The sequence below is a fragment of the Streptomyces antioxidans genome (assembly GCF_000968685.2).
Taxonomy (GTDB): domain Bacteria; phylum Actinomycetota; class Actinomycetes; order Streptomycetales; family Streptomycetaceae; genus Streptomyces; species Streptomyces antioxidans.
Genome location: NZ_LAKD02000157.1, coordinates 1 through 546 on the forward strand (window position 1 = coordinate 1; position 546 = coordinate 546).

Consider the following 546-nt stretch of genomic DNA (forward strand, 5'->3'; position numbering starts at 1 on the left):
GTGGGCAGCGCGGCGAGCGCGGACGCGGTCTCGGGGTTGAGATACCGGAGCATCCCGTAGCCGAGCCCATCGCCCGGAACGGCGCGGAGCTGTTCCTTGACGCGCTTGATGGCCCGTCCCGCCGCGGCCCCACCGGAGCGCACGTCCGTCCCGTCGAGGACACCGACGTCGAGCCGTACCGGGTAGCTACTGGTGAACCAGCCCACCGTGCGCGTCAGGTCCGCTCCGTCCGTCAGCGGGACCCGGCCATGGCCCTCGAGGTCCAGCAGGACCCCGGCCGGGTCCTGGCCCCGGCGGCGGCGCCACTCGGCCAGCGCCGCGGTCAGGCCGGTCAGCAGTACGTCGTCGACGCCCGCGTGGAACGCCGTCGGCACACTGGTCAACAGCGCCGATGTGACCTCCGTGGACACCTTCACCGACAGCTGCCGGACGGTGGCGCCGAGGTCACGGTCCGGGTCCACCGGCCGTACGGTCAGGAGGGGGTCGTCACCGTCCAATAGCTGGTCCCAGAAGGGGAGTTCGGCGAGCCGCGGCTGGCCGGTGGCT

Annotated in this window: 1 protein-coding gene; it reads right to left on the minus strand. The window is 72.9% G+C overall.

The window, feature by feature from the left end; translation table 11 throughout:
• A partial coding sequence (locus VT50_RS36970) for a condensation domain-containing protein (protein ID WP_143645345.1) occupies positions 1 to 546 on the minus strand: 546 nt, incomplete at both ends.